Raw genomic sequence first — 24,129 nt, forward strand, 5'->3', positions numbered from 1 at the left:
TCGAGGGCTGCATATGCGCTGCGGGTTCGTTCTGCGAACGGTTCAGTCGGCATCGGTGAATGTCCTTGCGAATTCTACAGGATCGGGATAGGGCGGCGGCGGCACCGGCATGGCGCGTTCATGCGGGGGGCCGGCCTGGCGCAGCACGGCCAGCCAGGCCTTGCCGAGATCGGCGAGATAGGCGTCCGACTGCCAGCGCACGCTGCCCGGCGTTTCGATGGCACGGCGCAGCTCGGCAAGCGCATGGCCGATGGCCTCGGGAAATTCAGCATGCACCACGTCCCAGAACGGCGCGCCGGAGGGCGCGCCCAGCACATGGGCGCTCGGCTGCGTGAAGTGACGGCAACCGGCATGGCGCTCCGGAGACAGCAGATAGGAGCTCGCCTCCCCGTCCTGCCGGTAATCGGGCGCATAGAGCGAGTGGCTCCACACGACGGGGCCGAAACTGTTGACCAGATTGACGGCCCCCTCCGGCCAGCCGACCGCCATGCGATGCATGACCAGTGAATGGTGATCCGGGTCGGACGGGTCGAGCCAAGACTGCAGCATCAAGGAGAAGGGAACGCCACCGACCCGCCCCTGGAAGGCGTGGAACGGCAACGCCTCGGACGGGGGAACCAGAGGCCCGACGCATTCGAGCCCGGCCAGCGAGCCGAGGCTGCGCCCCAGGCTGTCGAGCGCCGAATAAAGCAGCTGCGGGCTGGTGGTGACTTCCGCAAAGGCGGCCGGCGCCCGTTCGCCCGCCGCACTCGCATAGGCGATGAAGTGTCGGAATGCCGGCAGATGCGGGTAGAAGCTGTTGACGTGATAGCGCACGCCCGCGGCTTCCGCATGCCGTCGCAGCGAGGCAACCTCTCCCGGATGGACAGGGTGCTCCTGAAGCACGTGAATGCCACGCTTCAGCAATGCCTCGGCAAGGCGACTGCCGTCGCCGCCGAACAACGTGGTACGGACCACCACGCAGGCCACGTCGATATCCGCCGGCAGATCCGCAACGTCCCGGTAGAGCGGAACGTCCAGATGAGCGGAGAGCGCACGCGAGCGCGCACCGCCGCGCGCCAGGATGCCGGCCAGGCGGACATCCCCGCCAAGCCGTGCGATGGCGGCAAGATAGTGCTCGCCGAAGCAGGTGCCGCAGACGACGACGTTCAGCGCCTCACCCGCCATGGCCGAGGCCTCCGAGCCAGACGCGCAAGCTGGCTTCGTGCTCCGCTGGCGCACCGGAGCGGGCGAGCTCCTCCAGCGGCAACGACCATGCCGTCTCGCCTTTCGAGAGGATCGCCATCACCGTATCGAAGACGGATGCTGCGAGCCCTTGCGGGAACAGGCCGGCGATCTCGTCGATGTTGCACAGCAGTTCGCGCTCTTCCTCCAGCACCTGCAAATGCAGCGCGACCTGCGGCTGGGCCGCGTATTCATAGGTCGGCATGCCGAGCAGCGGATCGGCGCTTTCCGGTAGCGCATAGGCCTGCCGCACGCCGAGCAGCGACGTCATCGCCACCGGGAACACCAGCGTCGGAAGATCCGCCGCAGTGTCATCCGCGAGCCCTCCGCACAGCAGCGGCGAGAGGTTCTCGCGGATCGCGCCCTCGGTGCGCTGCATGAACTCACCGAAGGTCGTCACCCTGGAGAAGTCGAACGGCACCGCCATCGCCGCGCTCGCCTCGCAGGCGATGTTCATGGCTTCCGCATGCAGCGGCTTGCGGTCGGGATAGGCGAGTTGCAAGGAGAACCGCTGCGTATCCGCCGACCATCCGCGCAAACCGGCGGCGAAGGCCGCAAGCACCAGCGCCGTGCCGGACACACCTCGGTCGGCCGCCGCATCCCGGACAGAAAGCCAGGAGGCGCGGTCAAGCGCCCGCCGCTCGATGGCAAAACGCGCCGGCAGCGTTTCGGGCAGCGTCGCAAGCGGCAGGTCGGGCGCCGGCGGCAAGGCGGCAAGGCGCTCGCCGGCTGCCTTGCGCGCCACGACAGCGGTTTTCGTCTCGCGCAGCAGCGCCATCCCGCGCATGTAGTCGGTGGCCGAAAAGCTCAGCTGCGGCAACGGCCGGCCGGGATCGGCCACATACCGTCCCAGTTCACGCAGCATCACCTGGAAGCTCTCGATATCGAGGAAGGTCGTGTCGATGTCGAAATGCAGTCGAATGCGGCCCTCCGGCAGCAGCGACGCGCGCCATTCGAAGAACGGCCAGGCGGAAAGGTCGAACGCCTGTGCGCTCATGCGCCGGCGGGTTTCGGCGAGCCGCTCCTCGCTCTCCGCGTCGGGCAGGTCGGAAAGATCCTCGCGGACGATCGGAGGAACCGGCCCAACCTCGGCAAGCACCGCCCTGCCTTCGCGATTGATGGACATGTGCAGGGCCGGGTGGCGGTGGACGAAACGGGCCCAGGCCCGCTCGAAGGCGTCGAGGTCAAAGCTCACCGCCTTCTTGTCGTATTCCACATACATGTGCCGGGCCGTAGAGCCGAGCGGCACATCGCTCCGCCGGCCCAGCCACCACGCCCGCTGCAGCGGCGAAAGCGGCCAGCTCATGCCCGGGCGCGCTGGCACCGGCGCAAGATCGCCATTCGCGAGGACAAGCCCTTCGCGGCTGGCGGACAGTTCCACGAGCGCCGCACGCAGAGATCCCGCCTCCATGTCCTCCCGCGAACCGCCTTGCGAGCGGATCCCCTCAACCAGTGCAGCCACGGTGTCGAAGCGCATGGCCGTCTCGCTCGACAGCCGCAGCCCGGTCTCGGCGGCGAGCCTTTCGGAAAGGTCGAGAAACAGCAGGGAGTCGAGCCCCAGGTCGATCAGCCGGCTCTCGGGGTGCACCACATCCGCAGGCAGGGAAAGAAGGTCGGCAATCAGCGCCGCAACGACGGTCGCAAGGTCCGCCCCTGCCTCCTTCGGCGGGAGCTGGCCGCCGGCCTCGCCGAGGTGCCGGGCAAGCGAGGCCGGCGTCTGGTCCTGCAAGGCGAAAGTTGCCGAGAGCTCGAGCCCGAGTTCGCCCTTCACCGCCTGCGCGAGTTCCAGCATCATCAGGGAATCGATCCCCAGCGACAGCAGGCTTGCCTGCATGTCGATCCGCTCGCGCGGAAGAGCGAGCAGGCTCGCCAGCCGCTCGACAAGCCAGGTCTCGATGCCGCGAGGTTCGACAGCATCCCCATGCGCGAGTGCCGGTTCGCGAGCCGGTGCGGCCGGCGCCATTCGCGACAGGGCCGGCGGCAGTCGCCCGCCCGCAGCATTCGTCAGAGCCTGCCAATCGACATGCAGCGGGCTTGCCACCGCGTGGCCGAGGTCCAGCGCCGCTTCCATCAGCGACAGCGCCTCATCCGGCACAAGAGTCAGCATGCCCCGGCCGGCAAGGTCCTGCGCCAGCCGCACCCGCTCCGCGCGCCCGTCGTCCCAGAAGCCCCATGCAAGCGCGGTCGCGGCAATGCCATCCGCGCGCAGCGCGGTTGCAAGTCCTTCCAGAGCAGCATTGGCAATGGCATGCGCGCCCTGGCCCGCCGGGCCGAACACGGTTGCGGCCGATGAGGCGAAAACCACATGCCGGGGCGCCAACCGGGCGATATGTCGGCACAGGACTTCGGCCGGCAGCAGCTTGGGCGCCAGCACCCGTTCCAGTGCGGCAACCTCCAGGGAGGCGAGCGGCCTGTCCTCCAGATGCCCGGCAAAGTGGAAGAGCGAGGCAAGGCCCCGCCCTTCGATGCCGGCGAACAGATGGTCGAGATCGTTCTCGTCCGTCAGATCGACATCACTGTCCACGGTCACCCTGACTCCGGCAGCAGTCAGCGCGGCGATCCGGGCTGCCTCGGCGTCCGACGGGGTGCGACGAGCGGCGATGCGGATGCTGCGCGCACCCTTTCCGGCAAGCCATTCGGCTGTTGCAAGGCCCATAGGCGACAATCCGCCGAGCAGAAGATGGAGGCCGTCGGCCTCCACACCGAACGAGGAAGGAGCGACCTCCTGCGCCACGAGGCGCGGCACGAACCGCCGCCCCCGACGCAATGCGACGACCGCCTCGCCGTCCTCGACAAGGCATGCCCGATGCAGCGCGTCCTCGCCATGGCTGCCGTCGTCATCGACGAGCCGGAGCACGAGGTCCGGAAATTCCTGGGCCGCCACCCGCACGAGACCGGCAAGACCGGCCATCAGTGGCGCGGCAGGCCGGTCCCAGGGCACGGCGGCCAACGCGCCGCGCGTCAGCAGCACGACCCGGCAGCCGGCTTTCGCCGCCGCAGGCAACAGCGCAGCCAGAGCGGCAGAGAGACCTGAAAGCGACCACGCCTCGTCGGCCTTTGTGAGATCGACAAGACAGGTATCACCGCTGCCAACATCGGGCGGCAGCGAAAGCCCGGTTTCGAATGATATCACTGCCGCGACATACCCCGCGGACGGGCGGGAGTTGGCAGCCTCCCAGCGCCAATGGCAGAGCTGGGGGCGTGTCGCGGCGGCAGCCGGCCGGGCGCTGCGGAGATTGTCGATCCACAGGACCGGCCAGTCCGTTTTGTCGAAGACGGCAATGTCCAGCCCGCCATCCTCGCGGGTCCGGACGGACAGCCGGCCGTCCGAGACCTCGGTGCCGGTGCCACTCACCGCATCGGCGACAAGCGGTCCCTGCCCGTCGAACCCGGCCAATGCCGGACGCAAGGCCTCGACAAGCGACCCGACGACGGTGGTCGCGTTCTTGCCGCGCAGGGGCGGCAGCGCAGCACCGACAAACGGAACAGGCCTTGCCGAGATCAGGTGCTCCCCCTCTTCCGTAGCAAGGGCGAGTTCATGTGAGGCAGTGATCCAGCACGCGGCCTGCGCCGTTGCGGCCGGGGCAAGCTGAACGCCCGCGAACCGCCAGAACCCCTCGCCGCCGCGTGAGGCAAGGCCGGCAAGAAGGTCCACCGCATCGCCGAAGGAACCGCGCTGCAACCGCTGCGCGGAGGTCGCGACTGCCCGCCCTGTGGCGGCCGGTCCGTTGCGGGCAAGCAGGATCGTCTCGCCAATGGCGCCGTCCTTCTGCCCTTCCGGCGGGAAGGACGACCAGTCGGACCACCCGGCTCCCGTGAGGAAGGCTCCCCAGCGGGCAAGCGAGGGGAACAGTTCGCCGCCACGCGCCTCGATGTCGTCGAGCACCGGAACAAGCGGTCCGAAAACGAAGTCGAACAAGGGCTTTGACTGCGAAATCTCCCGCATCAGCAGGACGCCGCCGGGCGCCAGAAGGCCCCGCACATCGGCGAGAACCCGTGTCAGGTCGCGGCCGTTATGCAGCACGTTGGCCGCCACCACGAGATCGTAACCGCCCGGCTCGAAGCCCTGGGCGACAAGATCCTTCTCGATGTCCAGCGTCGCGAAGTCGAGGAACGGAAAGGCGGCGAACTTGTCGCGCGCCTTGCGCAGGAACAGCGGCCCGATATCCGTGAAGGTGTAGCGGGTCCGCCGTGCCGGCAGGACCGGCAGCAGCGCGGACGTGGTGCCGCCGGTTCCTGCCCCGATCTCCAGCACACGCAGGGGCTTGTCGGCCGGTAGCTCCTCGACGAGCGCCGCGACCGCGTCCGCGGCGAGATCGTTGAGGAAGACGCTGTCGCGCTGGCGCTCGTACATGTCCTCCACGTCGTCCATGGCGGCGGAGGGAAACACCAGCGATACCGCGTCGACTGCGCCGGTCAGCATTTCCGCAAGCTGCGGGCCGACGCGGGCGACCATGCCCGTCAGGCGGCGATAGCCGCGCCCGGCCATGTCCGTGAGCAGCGGCTCCGCCTCGCCCATAGGCGTCACCTGAAGCGCTCCGAACCTGTCTCCGTCGCGGCGAAGCACGTCCTCGTCGACGAGATCGCGCAGCAGGCGAGCGGTGAGCTGGGCGTAGTGCGGGAGAATCCCGCCCGCCGCCATCGCTTCCTCCACCGTGCGCCAGGCGCCGTCCGCAAAGACGCCGAGCCTGTCGAAGGCATGGGCCACGTAGATGGCATGCAGACGGGCGACGGCCGCCCCTTCCGCGTTGAGCGACGACCAGTCGTGCTCGGCCGCACGCAGGCGCGAGGCCTCCTGGAGACTGGCCACCATCTCACCCCAGCCGTCGTCTTCCCCCGCGCGCGCACCTGGCCGGGCGATGCGCCCACCGACGCGCGGAGCAACGGGGGCGACGACGCGCGGTCCCGCAGGACCAGCGGGCAGCTCAGCCTCCGTCTCCGCCACGCCGGCACGCCAGCGCAGAGCCGGTGCCGCTTCATCGCGCACGAAAGCTGCGTCCTCGCCGCCGGTCCTGGCGAACAGCGACAGCGTGCGGGCAAGCTCCAGTCCGCTATCACCGCCGACCTCCAGCCGCGCGCCGCTGGCGCCTCCGTGCTGACGCACCAGCGTTTCGCAGTATCGCGACAGCTCGCCCTCGTAGGCGCCTTCCAGAAGCAGGTCGGCATGGGCCTGCGACAGGACCCGGAGCGCCGGCAGGTCCGGCGCCGACAAGGCCAACCGCAAGGGCCCCCCGGTCTTGTGCCGTGCCGGCTTCAGCGGCTCCGGCAGGTCCTCCACGATCACGTGGCAATTGGTGCCGCCGATGCCGAAGGAGCTGACACCGGCAATCCGCGGTCCATCCGGCCAGGCCTGCAGCGTCTGCGGAACGATGAAGGGCGTCGCATCGATCTCCAGCGCCGGGTTCGGCTGGTGAAAATGCAAACAGGGAGCGATCAGGCCGGTGCGCACACTGAACGCCGCCTTGATCAGCGCACCGATCCCGGCGGCAGTGTCGAGATGGCCGGTATTCGCCTTCAGGGCGCCGAGCGCACAGGGGTGACGGCGCGGCGTGTCGCGGCCGAAGGCCTCGGCCAGCGCATTGAGCTCGATGGGATCTCCCAGCGGCGTGGCGGTCCCGTGCGTCTCCACCATGCCGATGCGGTCCGAGGTGACGCCGGCCAGCGCCATCGCCTCCTCGATCACCGCCTTCTGCCCGGCAAGCGAAGGCGCGGTGAAACCGGCCTTGTCGGTGCCGTCGTTGTTGACCGCCGATCCGCGAATGACGGCGAGAATACCGTCGCCGTCCTCCAGCGCCCGGCGTAGCGGCTTCAGCAGAACGACGCCGACACCGTTGCCGATGAAGGTGCCGGAGGCCTCCGCATCGAAGGGCCGACAGGTCCCGTCGGGCGAGAAGATCATGCCCGGCTGGTGGAAATAGCCGGCGGCCATCGGAAAGGTCAGCGCCGCCCCGCCGGCCAGCGCGAGATCGCATTCGCCGCTGCGCAGTTGTTCGCAGGCGACGTGGACGGCAACCAGCGAACTGGAGCACGCAGTCTGCACCGTCATCGCCGGTCCCGTCAGACCCAGCTTGTAGGCGGTGCGCGTCGCCAGATAGTCCTTGTCGTTGCCGATCAGCCGCTGAAAGGTCCGCGACTGGCCGGCCGACAGCACGTCCTCGGGCTGCGGCATCGAGAAGGTGCTCATGCGCGCGGCGCCGAAGACGCCGACCCGCATGCCGGCCACGCTCTCGGCCAGCCCCGCCATGTCCAGCGCCTCGCGCGAGCAGGCAAGGAACAGTCGCTGCTGCGGGTCGATGGTCGCGGCCTCCGCCGGCGAGTAGCCGAACAACCCGGTATCGAAATGCTCGGCCTCCTCGACAACGCTGGCGACGGGAACGAAGTCGTCCCGTTCCAGCAGCGCGGGATCCAGACCGGCGGCGGCGAGGTCCTGCGTGGTCATCCGGCGGGACAGTTCCTCGCCATCGGCAAGACGTCGCCAGAAGGTGAAGGGATCCGCCGCATCCATGAAGCGGCATCCCGCCCCGATGATCGCGACCGGTTCCACGTCCTGATAGATCTCGGTGAAGAGGCTCATGTCGAAAGCGCGCATGGGGCGTCCTGAATGAAGTGAAGGGATTTGACGGTTCACAGCTCGCGCACCCGGCGCCGACGCTCGGCATTGGCCCGGCCCGCCGCCCGGCGCGAGCCCGCACGGCCGGCCTCGCCGGCAAGAGCCGGCTCCGACGCTCCGAGGTGACCGGCGAGCGCCTGAATGCAAGGATGGGCGAACATGGCAACCACGGGGAAATTGCGCCCTATCGCCTTGCGCAGCTTCTGGTGCAGCCGCAGCAAGGTCAGCGAGGTGGCCCCCAGCTCGAAGAAGCTCGCCTCCCGATCCGGTGCGCCAATGCCCAGTTCCTGCGCCAGCAGATCGGTTATCAGGTCGGCAATCTCGCCGTCGACAGGCGCGTCGACTGCAACGGCCGGTTCTGCCTCCGGCTCTTCCTCGGCTGCGTGCTGCAAGGCATCGACAGCGACAGGATCGACGGCAGGCAACAAGGCGTGCCAGGCGCCCGGGTCGGCGGCGAGATCGGCCAGCATCCGGCAATAGGTGTTGAAGACGCCTTCGATCCACTCGGTATCGAACAGGCCCTCGACATGGTCCCAGTTGAAGGCGAGTTCGCCGTCGCGGTCGACGACCTGGTGGTCGATCCACACCTGCGGCGTCTGGGTGATGCCGCCGGTGAAGCGCCCCAGCCAGTCCGCCGTGCTGCCGTCGGACGCCGTGTTGTCGACACCGACGCCGCTGGTGAACACCACCGGAATGGCGAGGGCCTGCGCATCCGTGCCGCGCCTTGCAGCCTCGCGCATCACGCGCACCGCCGAAACGCGGGCATGCTCGAGGTCCTCCATCAGACGGTCCTGCAGGCGGCGCGCGGCAGCGGCGAAGTCCTCTCCCGCCTGCGCCTCGAACGGGACGAGCAGCAGCGAGGTGAAATCGCCGACCAGCAGGTCGATCTGCGGATGGATGGGGTCGCGGCGGAACAGCGTCAGGTTGAGGCTGAAGCGGTCACCGCCGCCGCCGCTGCGAAGGCTCGCCGCATAGGCGGAGAGAAGCGCCGCGTTGGGAGACAGGCCGGTTGCCGCCGCATTGGCACGGAAGGCTGCCCATTCGTCATGGGAGAGCATTCCGGCAAGACGTGCAAAGCGCGGCGGCGTCAACTCCTCGGGCTTGCGCTGCAGGGGCAGGCTCGGCGCCGGTGGCAAGTCCGGCAGGCGGGCAAACCAGTGCTCAAGGCTTGCCGCATGAGCGGGTGAGCTTTCCTCGCGCTCCCAGTGCAGCACCACATCACGGAAGGAGAGTTCCAGCGGCGGCAGGACGGTCGCGCGGTCGCGCGCAAGCGCTGCCCATTCGGACAGGATCATGACCATGCTGCGCCCGTCACAGACGAGATTGTCGAGGCTGACCAACAGCCTGACGCCGCCGCCATGCTTGGCCATCCGCACATCGAACAGCGGCCATTGTGCCGTGTCGTAGACCCGGTGGCTCATCTCCCGGCGCTGCCGCTCCAGCCAGTGCTCGAGTGCTGCCTCGTCACCTTCCGTCAGGTCCGCCGTCATGGCCGAGAAGACCGGAACCTGAGGCAGGATCCGCTGGTTGCCCTCCTCGTCGATCACCGCCCGCAACATGCCGTGCCGCTGCACCAGCCGGTTCCATGCCCAGCCCAGCGCCTCTGCGGACAGATCGCTCACCTCGATTTCCGCGAAGATGTGGGTCGACACGCCACCCAGCGGGAACACGGGCTGGCGGCCGATGAAATAGGCCTGCTGCACATCGGTCAGCGGGAACGGCTCGAACTGCGCATGCGGGTCGACGACGAGCGGCACCGGCGCATCGTCCGGCAGATCCGGCGCAGCAGCGCCGAACCCGTCGAGATGAGTGGCAAGCTCGGCAAGGTCCTCCATCGCGAAGATGGTGCGCAGCTTCACCTTCTGTCCGAAGACGGCGCGAATGCGTTCGGCCATCCGCACGGCGATCAGGCTGTCGCCGCCGGCTGCGAAGAAGTTCGCATCCCGCCCAACCTGATGTCCGAGAAGCTCGCTCCAGATCGCGGCAAGCCTGCGTTCGCTCTCGCTGCGTGGGGCGGCGAGCGCCTGTTGCCCGGGGGCGACCTCCCCCGGCAGCGGCAGACGCTTGCGGTCCACCTTGCCGTTGGCCGACAGCGGCAGCGCCGCCAGCGGCACAACCTGGCGCGGAACCATATAGGCCGGCAGCAACCCTTCGAGATAACGGATCACCCGTTCGGGGCGGAAGTGCACCGCCGGATCAGCGTTGCGGGCGACCAGAACGGCGAGATCGCCGTTCTCGGCAGGATCGAGAGCCGTCGCCGCGTCGAAGCCGACGTCCTCAAGGCACTGTGTCCAGGCCGGGGCGGCCATCAACGGTAGGCCGCTCCGCTTGCGTCCATCCGCCAACCCGGCGAAACCACGCTCGATCAAACCGGCAGTGAGGTCGATCATCGGCCCGTTGACGGTCAGTTCCACGGCCAAAAGGTGCCCCGCCGGTTTCAGCAGCGAGCGGACGACAGCCAGCACGGTGTCGACATCACGCGCCCGGTGCAGGGCGTTGAAGGCAAGCACGACATCGAAGCGGTTGGATTCGAGATCCACCGGCATGATGCCTTCGGGATCGAACACCACGGTCGCCACCTGGAGCCCGCCCGGCAGGTCGCGCGCAGCTTCGGTCAGCAGCAAGGGCGAAGGGTCGGCCAGCACGAGATCGACAAGCGTGTGCGCAGGCACCTCCCCCGCCGCCTCTACCAGTCCCGTCAGCCAGTCGCGAGCGGCAACGCCGGCACGCGCGCCGACCTCCAGAACGCGCAGGGGGCGACCGGCGGCCTTGGCCATGGCCGCGAGCGTTTCACCGATGCGGCGATGAGCATCGACCGCACAAGGATGCATCCGGGCCAGACGCTCGGGACTGAGGTCCGCCCCGTCCGCGTAAAAGAGTTCCAGCGGATCCATCTCGCCGCGCAGCACGGCTGCGAGTTCCGGCATCACTCCCTCGACGCGGGCAAGGAGACCGGAGGCAATTTCCACCTCGCCCGCCCGGTGCTCCAGGTCGCCCCAGGACGGCGGCAGCGCATGGGCCGCGAACCGCTCGCCCTCACGCCTCAGCACGCCTTGCCGCTCCAGATGCGCGAGCCAGCGCGGGAGCAGCGTCCGGAAGTCCGCCGCAAGTCCAAGCGCGGTCTCCGCGTCCTGCGTACCGAAGGACTTATCCCCCTCACCCAGCAGCCCCGCTTCGGTGAAGAGATCCACGAGCATGCGAGCCGCCAGCTCGGCCTGCCAGGCCGCATAGGCACCGGCACGGCTCTCCGGCAAGGCCGCGGAAGTGATCCCGCCCTCAATGTTGTTCCTAAGGGACGCGGCAATGGCTGCAGCCTCCGCCGGATCGGCGGCAAGGTCTTCGTGGAAGTCGGGATGGGTGCCTTCGAGCCGCAGCCAGGCAACCAGCCGTCGCCCGCGCTCCTGCGAGCCCACGACATCGACCACTGCGTCCCTTATCCCCGCATGACCGGCAAGCGCGGCCTCGATGTCCCCGAGTTCGATGCGATGACCAGCGATTTTCACCTGGGTATCGCGGCGGCCCAAGAACTCTATGATCCCGTCCGGCCAGTAGCGCGCCATATCCCCGGTCCGATAGAGCCGTTCCCCATCGGGATGGGTGATGAACGCCGCTTCGGTCCGCTCCCTGTCCCCCTCATAGCCGAGCGCAAGACCGACGCCCCCTATATGCAGGTCGCCGATCACCCAGTCGGGGCGGTCGCGCAGGCGCGTGTCGAGCACCCGGTAGCTCTGGTTGGACAGCGGTGTGCCGTACGGGATCGACGTCCAGCCGGGACGCACCTCCTCCACGTCGAACCAGTTGGACCAGATCGAGGCCTCGGTGGCTCCGCCCATGGCGATAAGCCGTGCGCCCGGCACCCGCTCGCGCAGGATCGCCGGCAGTTTCAGCGGCACCCAGTCGCCCGACAGAAGAACGAGGCGCAGGCTGGAAAGGTCGGCCTCCGTTTCGCCGAGCAGCAGGTCGCAGACCGCCGGGACGGAGTTCCACACGGTGACGCCGTGGCGGGCGATCAACTCCGTCCAGTGCGAGGGATCGTGCGTTCCCTCCGGGTCGGGCAGGACAAGCGCCGCCCCGGCCGCAAACGTACCGAAGAGATCGTAGACGGAGAGGTCGAAGCCGAGCGACGAGAAGCCGAAGATGCGGTCGTGTTCATCGACGCCGAAGCGGGCGTTGATATCGAGGACCGTGTTGGAGGCCCCGTGATGGTCGATCAGCACGCCCTTCGGCGTTCCGGTCGAGCCGGAGGTGTAGATGACATAGGCCTCGTCGGAGAGCGCACGCCCCGTCGCCGGATCCGCTTCCTCGAAGTCTGTGCAGGCCTCCTCGTCAGCGGGGATGAGTTTTCCGGAAAATTCCGGCAGTCCATCGATCAGCCGCGCCTGCGTCAGCCCAAGCCGAATACCGCTCGTCTCGACGATGCTGGCAAAGCGCTGCGAGGGCATCGCCGGATCGACGGGGACATACACGCCGCCCTGGGAGAGGATGGCGAGGCACGCGGCGGACTGCTCGGCCCCCTTTTCCATCAGCACCGCGACACGCTCGCCGTGACGGACGCCGGCCTGACGGAGCGCTCCGGCAAGGCGCCGGACCCAGCCGGCCAGTTCACCGTAGGAGTAGCTCCTTCCTCCGGAAGTCAGCGCCAAAGCTTGCGGCCTGGCCTGCGCGTTGCGGAAGAACGGCGCATCGAGCATATCGAGCGACAGCTCGCGTGCTGTCTCGTTGACGGCGCGACGCACCTTTCTCTGACCCTCGGGCCTGAGGTCGCCAACCGGCTCGCGCCATGCCGCCGCCTCGTCGGCAAGCTGCTCCAGCACCGCCCCATAGGCCGTGAACATCCCCTCGACGAGTCCCGCCGGGAACAGCCCGTCCACCACATCCCAATTGTAGACGAGCCCGCCATCCTGTTCGCCCGCCTGGTGATCGAGCCAGACCTGCGGCGTCTGCGTGATGCCGTGGACAAGTCGGCCGAGCACGTCTCCCTCGGATGTCCCCTTGGTGGGGTCCTGCATACCGAGCTGGCTGGTGAAAACCACGGGCGCCGCGAACTGCCGGCCGGAGCCACCCCGGTTCAACTCGCGCAGCACATCGACCGCGCTGAAGGTCCGATGTTCCAATGCCTCGAACATGCGTCCCTGCACCTCGCGCAGGCGCTCGCCGAGCGGCATGGCCGTGCCGAAGTCGAGCGGAAGCAGGGTCAGGCAGGTGAAGTCGCCGACCAGCCGGGACACGTCCTCGTGCAGGGAGAGGCGGTCGAAGATCGTCAGGTTGAGCGAGAAGCGCGCCTGATCGCTCCAGGCGGCGAGCACCTCACCGAAGACACCGACGAGAAGGCCGGCCGGGGTCACCCCGACCGCGCGGGCCTGCGCCTTCAGCGCCTCCCAGCGAGGCGCGTCGAGACCGGCCTGCAGCCGCGAGAAGTGAGGTGCACCAATATGATCCGGCGCCCGCGCCAAGGGAAGTTGCGGCCCTTGTGGCAGCTCGTCGAGCTGCGCCATCCAGTAGGCGCGGTCGATCTCCTGGCGCCGTTTGCGCTCCGCATCCGGGGCCGATTTGGCCAGAACATAGTCGCGGAAGGAGATGGTGAAGGGCGACAGGCCGGCGGCCTCGGCCGTGCCGGAAAGGTAGAGCGCCTGCCATTCATGCCAGAGGATCTGGCTGCTCATCGCATCATTGATAAGCATATCGATGGAAATGTGCAGGCGGTCGCGGCCGCCGGGCATACGCGTCAGGCGGATATCGAACATCGGCCAGGTCGAGGGGTCGAGCACCTGATGCGACAGGGTCTGGCGCATCTCCAGCAGATGATAGGCGATGCGGTCCGGATCCACATCGGAAAGATCTGTTACCTCAATGTGATAGCGTGGAACCTCGGCGAGGATGCGCTGATGGCCCGTGTCGTCCACGACCAGCCGCAGCGCGTCGTGGCGGGCGATCAGGAGGTTCCATGCCTCCTCCAGCCGGGCGATGTCGAAGGGGGTATCCGGCTCGGTTTCCAGATACGCGTGGCAGGCGATGCCCCCGAGGACATGTCGCGGATCGCGGCCGACCCAATAGGCGTATTGCAGTTCGGTAAGGGGGAACGGCTCGTGGCGGGCATTGGGATCGGCGAGGATCAGGCCCTGCCCGCTACCGCCCGGCGATTTGTCCCCGCCGCCTGAAGCCGGCTCCGCTTCGCCGGCGAGTTCGACCAGATGGGCGCGCAGCCGGCCGGGCGTTGCGTTCTCGAAGATCGCCCTCAAGGGGCAGGCAAGACCGAGATCGCGGGTGACGATCCGGGCGAGGTCCATCACCAGAATGGAATCGAGGCCGAGGCCGATGAGGTCCGCCTCATCGGTCAGAACCCCGGCATCGACCTTCAGCACCTCGCGCAGCGCCGCGTCGACGAAAGCGCCAACCGTCTGGCGACGCTCGTCTTCCGACAGGCGAGACCAGTCCGGATGCTCGCCCTCCACCGGCCCCGCAAGCACCGGCGCGACGCGCGCCAGCAGATCGCTGCGCCCGAAGGCGCGATAGAGCGGCGCGAAGGCCGGCCACTCCACGTCGACGGCGACAACATTGCCGCCAGGTCCCGTGACGAGCCGGTCCAGCGTGGCGATGCCACGCGCCGGCTCGAACTTGTGGATGCGAGCGCGGCGCAGCAGGTCGAGAAGGTTATCCTCCAGATCAGAAAGCCCGCCCTTGCCACCCCACGGCCCCCAGGCGATGGATAACCCCGGCAGACCACGGGCGCGACGCGAGCGTACGAGCGCGTCCTGATAGGCATTGGCGGCGCCATAGTGGATCTGCAGGCGCGATCCCCACACGCCGGAGATGGAGGAAAACAGCACGAAGACCGCAAGGTCGGTGCGGTGCTCCGTCAGGCGGTGGAGCACTGCCGAGCCCTGCATCTTGGAGCGCAGCACGGCCGAGAAATTCTCCTCCCCCAGCTCCTCCAGCGTGTCGAAGAGACCGATACCGGCACAATGGAAGACGCCGCGCAGCGGCACGTTCTGCGCATCGATACCAGCCAGGACGGTGGCCATCGCCGCCTCGTCGGCGACATCCGCCTCGACATGGCGAATGTCGACGCCGGCGAGCCGGAGCCGCTTATGGGCGGCGCGGGCCCTTGCTCCGGGCGCGCTGCGGGCAGTGACGACGATATGCCGGACGCCCTTTGCAGCCAGCCATTCGACCACATGCGCACCGGTCGCACCGGCTCCACCGCATACGAGATATGCCCCGTCGACCGGCAGGCTTGCGGCCTCCTCCGGAGCCGGAGCTTCCAATGCGGCTATGCGCGGCGAGAACCAGCCGTCGGCACGGGCCTGCAGCATGTCCTGCTCTTCGAAAACGGCCTCCAGCCGCGGCAGGAGTTCCGTGAACATCCTTGCAGGATCGCAGTCCGGAGCGATGTCGACGAGCAGGATCTGCAGGTCCGGACATTCGATCGAAAGCGAGCGTGCGGCACCCCAGAACGCGGCTTGAAATGGCTCATCCGTGCCGTTTTCGCCCTGCGCAGCCCTGGTTGGGAGAAGGATGCGAAATTTCTGCGAAAACGACTGCAAATTTTGAGAAAGCCGTATCAACTTCCATAAATTCGATACGCAGCTGACAGGATCGGCGCCCTCTCCTCCGACCTCGAACCCATCCAGCCAGACGATCAGCTGTTCGGGATTTCCGAGGAATTCGCCGTCGGAGGCGCAAGTGGCTATCTCCCGCCCCGATGCGGCCGCGCGAAGGACCCGGACAAGATCCGGCGACCCACCGACGGCAAGCAGCCGCGCGGCGGGGGCAGATGCGACGGCGGGAGCCGCCACGGGCAGCTCGACCTGCTCCCACTCGACCCGGTAAAGCGGTAGCACGCCGGAGCAGTCGCGACCGGGCGCCGGCAGGGCAGCCCGGGTCGGCTCGGAGGCGCCATAGTCGAGCCAGTAGGACTTGTGCACGAAGGGATAGAGCGGCAGCCGGGAGGGGTTGGCACTCGGGCCACGGAAGACGGCTGCACGGTTGGCGTCGACGCCGCGCCGGTAAAGCGCGGCAAGGCTGCGGCGCAACGTCAGGGCGCCGGCATCGTCCGGCGCGGCGCTCGCCAGGAACAGCGCGCCGGTCAGATCATGGTGCTGGGCCTCACGCTGCGACAGCATGGTAAGCACCGGCCGAGGGCCGATCTCAACGAAAGTGTCGAAACCGGCTTCGAAGGCGCACTCGAGCGCCTCGGCATAGCGAACGGTGCGGCGGGCCTGGGTGCCCCAGTAGTCGTCGGCGGGCGCCTGCTCCAGCTCCACCCCGGTGACGGTGGAGAAAACCCGAAGGCGCGGGTCGCCGGGAACGATATCCCCGGTCACCTCGGCAAAGGGGGCCAGCATCGGCTCCATCAGAGCCGAGTGAAAGGCGTGAGAGACATGCAGGCGACGAGCGCTGACGCCCCGCCCCTCCAGTATGGCGGCGAGCCGGTCCACCTTGTCCTCGCTGCCGGCAAGCACCGCATCGGCGGAAGAATTGACAGCGGCGAGCGACAGGCCGTGCTCTGCGGCCAGCGCTTCGGCCTCGTCCTGCGGCAGGCGCACGGCAAGCATCGCGCCGGCCTCCGGCAGCTCCTGCATCAACCGACCGCGACGGGTGATGATACGGGCCGCATCGTCGAGATCCAGCATGCCCGCATGAACGAAGGCAGCGAACTCGCCGATGGAATGGCCGATGACGGCAGCCGGCTCGATGCCGAAGGCGCGCCACAGGCGGGCCAGCGCGAACTGGACGGCGAACAGTGCCGGCTGGGCGAATTCCGTGCGCCGCAGTTCCTCTTCACCCGCACTGAAAACGAGATCGCGGGCGGACCGGCCGAGATGCGGCTGCAGGGCAGCGTCGGCGCGGTCGAAGGCCTCGCGGAAGACCGGCTCGCTGTCGTAGAGCTCCCGGCACATGGTCGGATATTGCGCGCCCTGCCCGGTGAACAGGAAGGCGATGCGGGCAGGCGCGGCAGAGCGATCCTCGCAGACCGCACGTTCCAGCTCGGCAACGAGCCCAGTGGCATCGGCAGCCGCGACCGCGACGCGGTGGCCGGCCTCGTGATCGCGGCGGTGAGCGGCCGCATTGACCAGCGCGCGGGCGTCGATGCCCGGCTCCGACAGGCGCGCCGCCCAAGCACGGCACAGCTCTCCGGCGGCCTCGCGGCTACGGGCAGAGAAGGCAAGGAGCAGCGGCGGCTGCGGACCATCCACCGCGGAACCGGCCTCGGCGACCTGTCCGCTTGCCCGATCCGGCTCCTGTTCTGGCGCCTGTTCCAGCAGGATATGGCCGATGGTGCCGGCAAAACCGAAGGAGGTGACGCCCGCACGCCGAGCGCCCCCCCGGCGCGGCCAGTCGGTGGCGTGATCGGGCACCACGGCCGGGATGTCGCCCAGGCCAATCTCCGGATTGATCTCATTCAGATGGAGATGCGGCGGCACCTGTCCCGCTTCCACCGCGAGCACCGCCTTGATCAGGCCGGCGATGCCGGCGCCGGCTTCCAGGTGGCCGATATTGGTCTTCACCGAGCCGAGATAGAGCGGGTCGTCCGCAGGCCGGCCAGCGAAGACGTCGCGCACGGCGCGATACTCGATGGGGTCGCCCAGCCGGGTGCCGGTGCCGTGCAGCTCCAGGTAGTCGATATCGCCCGGCGTCAGGCCGGCGCGCGTCAGGGCGGAGTCGATCATCCGGCGCTGTGCGGCGGCGTTGGGTGCCGACAGGCCGGCGCTGGCACCATCCTGCGCCAGGACGCTCTCAAGAATGACGGCACGGACCGGATCGCCGTCGCGCAGCGCATCGGACAGGCGCTTGAGCACCAGCACGCCGAGCCCCTCGCCGCGCACATAGCCGTCCGCCGAGGTATCGAAGGTCTTGCATCGACCGTCGGCGGCCAGCATGCCGGCGCGCGCCAGCACCAGGTCGATCTCGGTCAGCATCTGCAGCTTCACGCCGCCGGCCAGCGCCACCCCGCATTCGCCGAGGCGCAGCGCCTGGCAGGCGCTGTGAACGGCCGCGTGCGAGGCGGAGCAGGCCGTGTCGACCGCAAGGCTCGGCCCGTGCCAGTCGAAGAAGAAGGAGAGCCGGCCAGCGGCGGCGGCAAAGGCGGTGCCGGTGCCGTAATAGGGATCGAGATGGGAGCGGTCGCCGGTCGCGAAGGGAATGTGGCCGTAGTCGCCGGTGCCGATGCCGATGAAGACGCCGGTATCCGTGCCGGCAAGGCTGGAAGGCGGAATCCCGGCATCCTCCAGCGCGTGCCATGCGGCCTCCATCAGCAGGCGCTGCTGCGGATCGGTGTTGATCGCCTCACGTGCGCCCATGCCGAAGAAGGCGGCATCGAAACCGTCGACGCGCGTGAGGCAGGCGCCGAAGCCGGGGATCTCAGGTTCCGGCGCGAAGCGCACTGGGCTCAGCGGACGCACCGCATCGCCGCCCTCCATGAGGAAGGACCAGAAGCGGGCAGGATCGTCGAAGTCCTCGTCGCCCCCTGGAAACAGGCAGGAAAGTCCGACGATCGCCAGCGGCTCGGCGCGCGGCCTGTCTGCATCGGTGGCGGAAGCGGCGACAGGACCGCTGCCGCCCGCCTCGCTCTCCGCCGGACCCGAGCGGGCCAGCCAGTCGGCCAGGGCTGCGACCGTCGGGTGATCGAAGATCAGGCCTTCCGGCAATCGCCGGCCGAGCCGGGCCTCGAGGGCAGCGATAGCCTGCGTCGCGGCAAGGGAATCGAAACCGAGTGCAAAGAGGCTGGCCTGCGGGTCGATGGAGCGGGAAGAGCCGAGGCCGAGCGCCGCAGCGGCGATCTCCGCCACCAGCGCGCGGTGGTCGGCGCCCGCTGCCGCTGGCTGCGGGGCCGGCTCGGCGGCGGGCTCCCGGACCGCCGGCACGAGTTCTCCGGCAAGATAGGCGCGGCGCATTTCCGCCCGCCGGACCTTGCCGCTGGTGGTGCGCTTCAATGTGCCCTTGCGGATGAGCGCGACATCGACGAGTGCGAGGCCGTGCTCGCGGGCGATCACCTCTCGAATGGCGCTTTCGACCTCTCCGGCGTCGAGGGCGCTGTCGCGACGCACCTCCTGCACCAGCACGACGGCCTCGCTCCCGCGCTCGTCCTGGATGGTGAAGGCCGCCGCCGCTCCGCCGACGATGGCCGGATGCGCGCCGACGAGGCTCGCTTCCAGGTCGTTGGGATAGTGGCACTGGCCGCGTAGGATCATCATGTCCTTCAAGCGGCCGGTCACATAGAGATGGCCGTCCTGCAGGAAGCCTAGATCGCCGGTGCGCAGGAACTGGCTCCCCCGCACAACCTCCGCCACGTCGCCGACGGGAACGGCGCGGAAGGTCGCCGCGCTCGCCGCCTCGTTGCCCCAATAGCCCCAGGCGATCTCGTCGCCGCCGACCCAGATCTCGCCGACCTGCCCCTCGGGCAAGGTCTGGAGCGTTTGCGGGTCGACGATCCGCACATCCTGGCCGTCGGTCTCCGCACCGTTGGAGACATAGGTGCGCGACCCGGACGCGCTTTCGGAAACCGGAACAGCCCGCCCCTCCTCCAGGGCGACGGCATCGACGGCAAGCAGGCGCGGGCCGTCGGGCTCAAGCCCGGTGGTCACCAGCAGCGTCGCCTCGGCGAGCCCGTAGGCCGGGCGGATCGCCGCCGGCCTCAGCCCATGGGGAGCAAATGTCTCGCAAAAGGCCGCCACCTGTCGCAGCAGCACCGGCTCGGCAGCGGGAATGAAGCTCTCCACCCGGTCGAGGTCGAGGCTTGCGCAGCGCGCGGCATCGTAGTTCTCGACGCAGGCATCCATGGCGAAGGCCGGGCACGGCATCATGCCGGCGCCTTCCGTGGAGGCGACTTCCAGCCAGGACAGCGGATCGGCGACGAAAGAGGTCGGCGACAGGATGATCGCCTTGCCGCCCGCCACCAACGGCGCGAACACGCCCATGATCAGGCCCATGTCATGATAGAGCGGGAGCCAGCTGACGACCACCGGCTGCTCCTTCGGTGCCAGCAGGCGGGAGATGAAACGTAGGTTGCGCATCAAGGGCGCATGGCCGTTGACCACCCCCTTGGGCTCTCCTGTCGAGCCAGAGGTGTATTGCAGGAAGGCTGTGTCGGTGCCGCGAAGGGGCGCGCCCTCCCAGGGGCACCGGTCACACGGCGGATCAAGGATCAGGACCCTGGCGCCAGCCTCCTGTGCGAAGGCCTCCAGATCGGCCTGCGACTGGCGGCGGATCTCCTCGGTCGTGACGATGAAGCAGGGGGTGCAGTCGGCCGCGATGGGGCCGACCTTGCCGAGCACGCGGCGGACTCTCGAGGGGCCGGGCAGGTTGACCGGAACGCCGATGAAGCCGGCCTGCATGCACCCTAGCAGGGCGACCACATAGTCGATGCCCGACGGCAGCAGGATCAGCACCCGGTCGCCGCGGCTGCCCTTTGCCGAAAGACGCTCGGCCAACGCGCGGGCGCTCGCCGAGAGCTGCGCATAGGTGAGCGTGACGGGCTCGGCGCCGGCACAGGCGCGGTAGTCGAGGGCGATCTGCGCCCCGCGCTCTCCGGCCCAGTGGTCGACGGCATCGACCAGCGTTTCGACGGCAGGAATCTGAGACGAGACAACGGACATGCAGGAACTCCAGCTAACCTGCGCAGTGCGATAACCCGCTGTTTCCTCGAAGCTTACGCGGAAAATCGAGGACAAAGCGGGGTTCGGGGGAGCGCGATTAAATATTGACTTTTTCAGTCAAGAATTAGAGATCATCGGTGTGCCTGCCACCCCGATACGGGCCGCCAAGGCCCCAATCGGATACTTATTTTCGCGTGCACTCGTCGCCCTAGGCACTTTTCTAGTGCACAGCCCCGGGGAGAGGTTCAATGGCTCTGAACATCGAAGAGCGCCCTTTGAGCCAGGCTGCCAGCGAGCTCGATCTCGCCACACGGCAGCCAAGCCACAATGGCCTGACGGAAACCGCGGTCGACGGAGAGTTCCGCCGCTTCGGCATCCGCTTCGGGCTGGAACTGTCCGTCTATGACTTGCAGTTGCAGGACAGGGTCCGCCGCACGGCCAACATGGCGCCGGGCCTGACCATCGTGATCCTGCAGCACGCGACCGGCAGCAGCATTCTGAAGGCACTGGACGGCGATCCCCGCCCGGTGCGGCTGGATTACGATCCGCGCTCGGCACTGATGGTCTTCTCCAGGACACCGATCTGCGGGATCTACGACGTGCCGGCGGACACACGGTTCCGCGGCATCGAGATCCGGGTCAGTGAAGCGTTCCTGCGGCGGCTCGACGCCATGGCACTGTTCGAGCAGGCGCTCGGCGGACATCCGCTAACCGTCGCAGCCACCGGCTCGTTCTGGATCGGGCGATTTCCGGCGACAGAGATGATCGACGCGCTGGCCGCCGGGCTGGTCGCCAGCGGGCTCGACCGCGGCTGCGAGGACCTGGCCATCGAGGCGCGCTGTCTCGACCTGCTCACCGCGGCGATCTCGATGATGCGCGAGCCGCTGTTCTGCCAGAAGACCAAGATCCTGCGCGACTCGCGCAAGCTCAACGAGGCGAAGAACACGCTCCTGCGCCAGCTCGATCGCAGCTGGACGATCCACGACCTCGCTACCTGCGTCGGTCTTAGCGAGAAGCGGCTGAAGGACGGCTTCCGCCAGCAGTTCGGCCTGCCGGTCTACAGCTTCCTGCAGAAGTCGCGGATGGAGGAGGCGCGCATGCTGCTGGCGCGCGACGGAGCGACGGTGACCGAGACGGCGCTGGCGGTCGGCTATGCAAACCCCAGTCGCTTCTCGCAGCTGTTCCTGCGCGAATACGGCATGACGCCCTCCGACTTCGTCCGCGGCAAACGGTTGGAAGCATTCGGCTCATAGAAGCGGTGACCGGTGTCAAGCCCGCTCGGCAACGCGACGGACCGCCGCGGCGATGGGCGGCACCTCCGAACTGTGTGGATCATTGATGGTTTCAGCCGGGAATGCCTGGTAGCTGTCTGAGCAGACCCGGGTTTTCTAGACGCCCTCAGTTCTCGTCGCCGGCTGCCTTTCGTACTCGACGGGCGACGGCATCCCGTTCCTGATGTGCCTGCGCTTCGGGTTGCAGGACATATCTGCGCCTTCGCGCCTCAGCAGCAGGTGCAGGCGACGACAGCCGAACCGCCGCCGTCCCGACGACAGCTCCCGCACGCGCTGCCGCAGGCCGGCATCGTTCAGCCTGCTCGACTGGCAACGTAAGACGTGCGGCGCAATGCCAACCAGGGCACAGGCGCAGCGCTGCGAATAGTCCTTCATCTCGATCGCCCAACTCACGGCTTTCCTCCTTGAATCGGGCGTCAGAAGTTTTTTGTCAGCATCTCCCGGAGTATCGAGACATCCATCATCTGCCCCGCCAGAAGCTTCTTCTGCTTCGCTTTCTCTTCCTCAAGCGCCTTCAGCCCCTTGGCGTCTGACACGTCCATTCCGCCATACGTCTTGCCCCAGGTGTAAAAAGTCGCATCTGAAATGCCGTGCCTCCGACACAACACCTCAGGCGACATCTCAGGGAGACACGTCAGACCTACACTATGAAATCGAGCTGCACGGCCCGCATTAACCTCAAGATTGTTCTTTTTTTGTTCCAACAAAAAATCTGCTATATAGTATACGTTATCGAATCCGGAACGATATGTAGAAGGAGCCTATCGGATGGTTGATCGGCGAGTTACAGCCTCGGGCAAGGACGACGACGGCGACATCACCAAGCTCTGCAACAGCAGCGAGTACTGGTCCCCGCGGCCTAAGGCAGACGCAATCCGCGATATCGAGAACAAGACGCACAGCTACTATGTGGACCAGACCGGGCACCGCACGGATGTTCATGTCGTCAATGAGGGCGGCAAGAAGTACCTTCGGACGACCGCGGACAAGACCTCGAAGAACAACCTCGACAACCTGCCGAACTGCTAAGTGCGAGCGGCGGACCGCTAGACAGGAGAATTGGCCCCCGGCAAAGGGGAAATCCGGCGGCCATTGTCGTAACGCAGCCAGCGATCGCTACATGACGAGCGCACACGGCAAGCGCAACCCGAATACGACCGTGCTCGAGAAGACCGGTAGTGAGTTCGACCGGCTCAGCGCATAGCGCCAAGAGCTGGCGCTTTGTGAGTGACGCGACGGCCGAGGAAGCCTGAGCTTCCTGTCTACCTCAAAGGGCAGACGATTGCAGTTGGCACAGCATAACAAGCGTTGCCGCTGAGTGCGCCAAATTTGTGCCAAAACGCAAGAAAGCCCCGACCTTGCGGCGCGGGGCTTTCTTGTTTTCTCTGTAATTTCTGCGTCATATTTGGTTGCGGGGGTAGGATTTGAACCTACGACCTTCAGGTTATGAGCCTGACGAGCTACCGGGCTGCTCCACCCCGCGTCAAGGTGGCATTTTCATCGTAGAGAGTTGATTTGTTTTTATCTGTGTTATGCGGGCCTGGCGGCGACCTACTCTCCCACGTCTTGAGACGGAGTACCATTGGCGCTGGGGCGTTTCACTTCCGAGTTCGGGATGGGATCGGGTGTTTGGGTCCCCGCAATGGCCACCAGGCCGGCGTAACACAGATTGTTTTCGTGATTGGTCTTGTATTTCTCCCTGTTTGGGAGGGATGGGCATTGATTAATGAGAGTGATCAAGCCGATCGAGCTATTAGTACCGGTAAGCTTCATGCGTTGCCGCACTTCCACACCCGGCCTATCGACGTGGTGGTCTTCCACGGCTCTGATAGGGAGAACTGGTTTCGAGGCCGGTTTCCCGCTTAGATGCCTTCAGCGGTTATCCGTTCCGCACATAGCTACCCTGCTATGCCGCTGGCGCGACAACAGGTCCACCAGAGGTGCGTCCATCCCGGTCCTCTCGTACTAGGGACAGATCCTCTCAATTCTCCTACACCCACGGCAGATAGGGACCGAACTGTCTCGCGACGTTCTGAACCCAGCTCACGTACCACTTTAATCGGCGAACAGCCGAACCCTTGGGACCTGCTCCAGCCCCAGGATGTGATGAGCCGACATCGAGGTGCCAAACGATTCCGTCGATATGGACTCTTGGGAATCATCAGCCTGTTATCCCCGGCGTACCTTTTATCCGTTGAGCGATGGCCCTTCCACGAGGGACCACCGGATCACTATGACCGACTTTCGTCTCTGCTCGACTTGTCAGTCTCGCAGTCAGGCGGGCTTATGCCATTGCACTCGACGAACGATTTCCGACCGTTCTGAGCCCACCATCGCGCGCCTCCGTTACCATTTGGGAGGCGACCGCCCCAGTCAAACTACCCGCCACACACTGTCCCGGACGTTG

5 protein-coding genes, 1 tRNA gene, 2 rRNA genes and 1 pseudogene (1 of these 9 cut by a window edge) are annotated in these 24,129 nt (G+C 67.3%); 2 read left to right on the forward strand and 7 right to left on the reverse strand.

Features of this window, described 5'->3' with window-relative positions; translation table 11 throughout:
* Positions 1 to 42: 42 nt before the first annotated feature.
* The 3 genes from ACYX4S_RS17025 to ACYX4S_RS17035 are packed head-to-tail and all read right to left on the reverse strand — an operon-like array spanning position 43 to position 20,430.
* Positions 43 to 1,167, reverse strand: coding sequence for a Gfo/Idh/MocA family oxidoreductase (locus tag ACYX4S_RS17025; RefSeq protein ID WP_476361060.1), 1,125 nt, complete (start codon positions 1,165 to 1,167; stop codon positions 43 to 45).
* Entirely contained in the window at positions 1,157 to 7,813 is a 6,657-nt protein-coding gene (locus ACYX4S_RS17030) for a beta-ketoacyl synthase N-terminal-like domain-containing protein (RefSeq protein ID WP_476361061.1), read from the reverse strand. Before ACYX4S_RS17030 ends, ACYX4S_RS17025 begins: the two co-directional genes overlap by 11 nt.
* Positions 7,814 to 7,848: 35 nt before the next feature.
* Entirely contained in the window at positions 7,849 to 20,430 is a 12,582-nt protein-coding gene (locus ACYX4S_RS17035) for an amino acid adenylation domain-containing protein (RefSeq protein WP_476361062.1), read from the reverse strand.
* Positions 20,431 to 20,678: 248 nt separating this feature from the next.
* Here ACYX4S_RS17035 and ACYX4S_RS17040 point away from each other — a divergent pair, with 248 nt between their 5' ends.
* Complete coding sequence (locus ACYX4S_RS17040; RefSeq protein WP_476361063.1) at positions 20,679 to 21,683, forward strand: helix-turn-helix transcriptional regulator; 1,005 nt, start codon at positions 20,679 to 20,681, stop codon at positions 21,681 to 21,683.
* 237 nt (positions 21,684 to 21,920) lie between these two features.
* Here ACYX4S_RS17040 and ACYX4S_RS17045 read toward each other — a convergent pair.
* A pseudogene (locus ACYX4S_RS17045) lies at positions 21,921 to 22,327 on the reverse strand (transposase); the annotation flags it as partial.
* Between the two features lie 163 nt (positions 22,328 to 22,490).
* Between ACYX4S_RS17045 and ACYX4S_RS17050 the strand changes: the two are divergent.
* Positions 22,491 to 22,751, forward strand: coding sequence for a DUF3892 domain-containing protein (locus tag ACYX4S_RS17050; protein ID WP_476361064.1), 261 nt, complete (start codon positions 22,491 to 22,493; stop codon positions 22,749 to 22,751).
* A 377-nt stretch (positions 22,752 to 23,128) separates the two neighbouring features.
* Here the strand turns inward: ACYX4S_RS17050 and ACYX4S_RS17055 are convergent.
* From ACYX4S_RS17055 to ACYX4S_RS17065, 3 genes are all read right to left on the reverse strand, one after another.
* Positions 23,129 to 23,205: transfer RNA gene (locus ACYX4S_RS17055), tRNA-Met, on the reverse strand.
* A gap of 55 nt (positions 23,206 to 23,260) precedes the next feature.
* Positions 23,261 to 23,376 (reverse strand): 5S ribosomal RNA (gene rrf, locus ACYX4S_RS17060).
* Between the two features lie 78 nt (positions 23,377 to 23,454).
* Positions 23,455 to 24,129: ribosomal RNA gene (locus ACYX4S_RS17065) — 23S ribosomal RNA — on the reverse strand; it runs 2,049 nt beyond the window's last position.

It is taken from the genome of Stappia sp. ABD4_338, assembly GCF_056312175.1.